Origin of the sequence: Sandarakinorhabdus rubra (assembly GCF_010994245.1) — a bacterium.
GTDB lineage: Bacteria > Pseudomonadota > Alphaproteobacteria > Sphingomonadales > Sphingomonadaceae > Sandarakinorhabdus > Sandarakinorhabdus rubra.
Genome location: NZ_WMHO01000207.1, coordinates 1 through 4,491 on the forward strand (window position 1 = coordinate 1; position 4,491 = coordinate 4,491).

Annotated in this window: 5 protein-coding genes and 1 pseudogene; 1 reads left to right on the forward strand and 5 read right to left on the reverse strand. The window is 67.5% G+C overall.

Annotation, left to right across the window (positions count from 1 at the left end; all coding sequences use genetic code 11):
* Window positions 1–226 (reverse strand): NAD(P)H-hydrate epimerase (locus GJV64_RS11675; RefSeq protein ID WP_235927720.1); only part of this gene is annotated, 226 nt, incomplete at its 3' end.
* Between the two features lie 43 nt (window positions 227–269).
* On the opposite strand from GJV64_RS11675, the gene GJV64_RS11680 reads away from it, so the two are divergent.
* Window positions 270–752, forward strand: coding sequence for a GNAT family N-acetyltransferase (locus tag GJV64_RS11680; RefSeq protein WP_164157390.1), 483 nt, complete (start codon window positions 270–272; stop codon window positions 750–752).
* Here GJV64_RS11680 and ilvD read toward each other — a convergent pair.
* The 4 genes and pseudogenes from ilvD to GJV64_RS11700 form a co-directional block, all read right to left on the reverse strand.
* Window positions 749–2,467, reverse strand: a complete 1,719-nt coding sequence (gene ilvD, locus GJV64_RS11685) for a dihydroxy-acid dehydratase (RefSeq protein WP_164157391.1) — start codon at window positions 2,465–2,467, stop codon at window positions 749–751. The genes GJV64_RS11680 and ilvD overlap by 4 nt on opposite strands.
* A 52-nt stretch (window positions 2,468–2,519) precedes the next feature.
* A complete protein-coding gene (locus GJV64_RS11690; RefSeq protein ID WP_164157392.1) occupies window positions 2,520–3,239 on the reverse strand; it encodes an N-formylglutamate amidohydrolase in 720 nt (239 codons plus the stop codon).
* A gap of 113 nt (window positions 3,240–3,352) precedes the next feature.
* Window positions 3,353–3,631, reverse strand: a complete 279-nt coding sequence (locus GJV64_RS11695) for a hypothetical protein (protein ID WP_164157393.1) — start codon at window positions 3,629–3,631, stop codon at window positions 3,353–3,355.
* A gap of 362 nt (window positions 3,632–3,993) precedes the next feature.
* Window positions 3,994–4,491: pseudogene (locus GJV64_RS11700) on the reverse strand (4-(cytidine 5'-diphospho)-2-C-methyl-D-erythritol kinase); the annotation flags it as partial.

The window sequence follows — 4,491 nt, forward strand, 5'->3', positions numbered from 1 at the left end:
CGGCCAGGCGAACGGCAATGCCATAGCCATCGCCGCCATTGTTGCCCGGCCCGCACAGCACGGTGGCGGCCGGCGCCGGGGCATGGGCGAGGATCGCCCGCGCCGCCGCATCGGCCGCGCGCTCCATCAGGGTGAGTGCCAGCGTGCCGGCCCCGATCGCCGCGCCTTCCGCCGCGCGCATCGCAGCGGCGGTGAGGACGGGCGGGCCGGACTCGGGGGTGATCATGCGCGCCTTGTCACAAAGCCGGACCGGCGGCACAAGGGCCGCCATGCTGACCATTCGTCCCGTTGCCCAGGCCGACGCCGCCGAACTGGCCGATCTGCTGAACGCCATCATCGCTCGCGGCGGCACCACGGCCTTCGAAACGCCCTTCACGCCCGAACGCCTGGCGCACGCCTATCTCACCGGCCCCAGCGTGCATTGCTGCTTCGTCGCCGAAGCCGATGTACGGCTGGAAGGCTTCCAGACATTGGGCACGCAGCCCTTCCTGCCCGCCAGCATCGGGGACATCGCCACCTTCACCCGGCTGGGCGGCACCCAGCGTGGCGTTGGCACGGCGCTGTTCGCCGCGACCTGCGCGCGTGCCCGCGAGCTTGGCCTCACCGCCATCAACGCCACTATCCGCGGCGACAACACGGGCGGCCTCGCCTATTACAGCCGCATGGGCTTCATCGATCACGAGGTCGTGCCCGGCGTGCCCCTGAAAGATGGCACGCCGGTGGACCGGATCAGGAAGCGCTTCCAGCTCTAGATATCGGCAAACACGTGGGTTTCGGCCGCCGCGCCGGGGTGGGTGACGGCGCCCAGCCGCGCCGGCCCCACGGTCTGCGCGAACTTCCAGATCGCGCCCGACTGGTAATCGGTGCGGCGCGGCTGCCACTTTGCCCGGCGCTCAGCCAGCGTGGCATCATCCACGTGCAGGTCGATGGTGCCAGCCTCGGCATCGATGCTGATGATGTCGCCATCCGCCACCAGGGCGATCGGCCCGCCCTCGGCGGCTTCCGGGCCGACATGGCCGATGCAGAAGCCCCGCGTGGCGCCCGAAAAGCGGCCATCGGTGATCAGCGCCACCTGCTCGCCCATGCCAAGGCCATAGAGCGCGGCGGTGGTGGACAGCATCTCGCGCATGCCCGGGCCGCCCTTGGGCCCTTCATAGCGGATGACGATTACGCAGCCGGGGGCGATGTCGCGCGCTTCCACCGCCTTGAAGGCATCCTCCTCGCAATCGAACACGCGCGCCGGCCCGCTGAACTGCAGTGTCTTCATGCCGGCCACCTTCACGATGGCACCTTCGGGGGCCAGGCTGCCCTTCAGGCCAACGACGCCGCCGGTGGGCGTGATCGGATTGGACACCGGGTAGATGACCTTCTGGTCCGGGTTCCAGCTGATCTGTTCGATATTCTCGGCCAGCGTCTTGCCGGTCACGGTCAGGCAGTCACCGTGGATGAAGCCGGCATCGAACAGCGTCTTCAGCACCATGTAGACGCCGCCGGCATCGTGCATGTCCTTCGCCACATATTTGCCGCCGGGCTTGAGGTCCGCGACATAGGGCGTCGTCTTGAAGATTTCGGCCATGTCGAACAGGTCGAACTTCACGCCGCACTCGTTGGCCATCGCCGGCAGGTGCAGCGCGGCGTTGGTGGAACCGCCGGTGGCCGCCACGATGCGCGCGGCGTTCTCGAAGGCTTCGCGCGTGCAGATGTCGCGCGGACGGATGTTCCGTTCCACCAGCGTCATGATCTGCTTGCCGGCGGCAATCGCGATGTCGGCACGGCTGCGATAGGGCGCCGGGGCCATGTTGCTGTTGGGCAGCGACAGCCCGATCGCCTCACCCACGCAGGCCATGGTGTTGGCGGTGAACTGCCCACCGCAAGCGCCGTGGCCGGGGCAGGCCACCTTTTCGAGCGCGGTCAGCCGGGTGAGCGGGCAGCTGCCGGCGGCAAAGCCACCGACGGCCTCGAACACGTCGACCACGGTCACATCCTGGTCTTCAAAGCGGCCAGGCAGGATCGAGCCGCCATAGACGAAGATCGACGGCACGTTCAGGCGCAGCATCGCCATCATCATGCCGGGCAAGCTCTTGTCGCAACCGGCAAAGCCGATCAGCGCGTCATAGCAATGGCCGCGCATCGAAAGCTCAACCGAATCGGCAATGCAATCGCGGCTGACCAGGCTGGCCTTCATGCCCTGGTGGCCCATGGCGATGCCATCGGTCACGGTGATGGTGTTGAAACGGCGCGGCATGCCGCCGGCCTCGTTCACGCCGATGCGCGCCGCATCGGCCTGGGCATCGAGCGTGGTGTTGCACGGCGCCGAGTCGTTGCCTGCCGAGGCGATGCCGACGAACGGCCGGGCGATCTCCTCCTCGGTCAGGCTCATGGCATAATAATAGGAACGGTGCGGCGCCCGCTCGGGGCCCACCGAAACATGGCGGGACGGCAGCTTGGACTTGTCGAATCTTGTCATGATAGGCCTTTTCCGAACAATAAAATTGCCCTGCCCCAGCAAATGTCAGGCGTCAAGGCAGGTTGCGCCGCACGTTTGCGATCATGTCGGCAAGGATGTGCGTCCAGCGCGCGATGCCTTCCTTCGATTGCAGGCCGTCATTGCGCACCTCGATGCCGAGATAGGGGATGCCGGCTGCTTCGGCGTGGCGATCGCAGGTATAATTGAGGTCCCGGCCTGAATAGGGCTGGTTGTCCCCGACGTGCAGGCCCCTTGCCGACAGCGCAACAAGGCCGAGCCGGGCAGCGCGGTCATCCTGATTGTAGAGAATGCCGACCGGCCAGGGGCGTTCCTCGTCAGGGCGGGTGGCGAGGCACGGCGTGAAGCTGTGGACGGCAACGATCAGCGCCGGGCGCATGCGCGCGATCTCGCCGGCGATGCTGTCGTGATAGGGCGTGTGGATGGCAGCGATGCGCAGGTCGCGCTCGCTGGCTGGCAGGTTCCAGTTGCCGGGGATGATGTGCCCGTCGCTGCTGGCCGGGATGGCGCCGGGATCCTCCGGCGCGCGGTTGCAATCCACCACCAGCCGCGAGACGGTGGCAATCACGGCCGGCGATGCCAGCGCGCGCGCCAGCCGGCGGGTGAGCGCATCGGTCCCGATGTCCACGGCAACATGATCGGCCATCAGGGCCGGCGGCACGCCCAGATCAAGGCCCGGTGGCACGTCGGCCGAGGCGTGATCCGCCACCAGCAGCAGATCGGCGGTGCCGGGCAGGAGGTCTGGCTGGCGCATGCTCCCGCCTTAGCGGCGAAGCGCCCTGAAAAAAAGCCGCACAAGAAAAGGCCCGGCGGGGGGCCGCCGGGCCTTTAGGTGCATCCTGGGAGAGGATGGGGAAGGAAGCGGCCTTACTGGCCAGCGGCAACCTGCAGCGAGGCCAGTTCGGTGCCGAGCAGCTTGGCAGCGGCAGCGAACTTCTTGCCGGCTTCGAACTTGGCATCGGCAGCGCAAAGCTTTTCGCCGGTGGCAACCAGGTGCAGCGCCTTGGCGGCATCTTCGCCACCCTTGGCTTCGGCCAGGGTGCGGATCTGGGCCGGGGTCTGCTTGCAGCTCACCGGAGCGGCAAAGGCCGGAGCGGCAGTGAGGGCGGCGAAGGCAGCGGCGGCAGCGATCAGGCGGTTCATCATGGGTCTTCTCCTGTTGCAGCACCGGGGCGATGGCGCTGTTGGGCACTGTGTTTCAGCGCTGATTTGAGCCGCCCCCGGCACGGCTGAGGGGGGGAGGGTTGAGCGGTGCCTGAGTGCTGCTCAAATCAACTGACGCGGTATCTAAGTGCGGCTCAGTTATGCGTCAACAGCTATTTTGAGCCTGAATCAGCATGCTGCGTCGCAATATCGTTATTTCAATGGTTTGGACAAATAACGTAGCCGTATTTTGGCGCTGCACAGCGACCGGAAGGACCCCAATCAGGGCCTCGGACGGTCGCTTTTCGAGTCCGACTCGCATTGGCCTGAGCGCGACTCAGGCCAGACGCCTCAAGCCGATCGAATCAGACGATCCGCGTGGGGCACAGCCACCAGCCGGTATCGGCCAGCGCGGCCGCTGCCGCCTCGCACGCCACCATGGTCTCGAACAGGGCGAGGCAGGTCGCGCCAGAGCCGCTCATCCGTGCCAGCTGCACGCCCCCTGCCCGCTCCAGCCGCGACAACACGTCGGCAATCACCGGTGCAATGGCGATGGCCGCGGCGGTCATGTCGTTGCGCAGACCGGACAGCGGTTGCCCCGGCGCAATGCCGCCGCGATCCTGCCGATCCCAGCCGGCAAACACCGGCCCGGTCGGCACGGCCACGCCGGGGTTGACCAGCAACACCGGCGTGCCGGCCAGATCTTCGGGCCAGGCCGACAGCAGGTCGCCGCGACCGGCGCCGAACAGGGTGCGGCTGAACACGCACACCGGCACATCGGCGCCCAGCCCGGCGCCCAGCGTTGCCAGCTGCGCCAACGGCCAGTCGAGCCCCCACAACCGGTTGAGCAGCCGCAGCGCGGC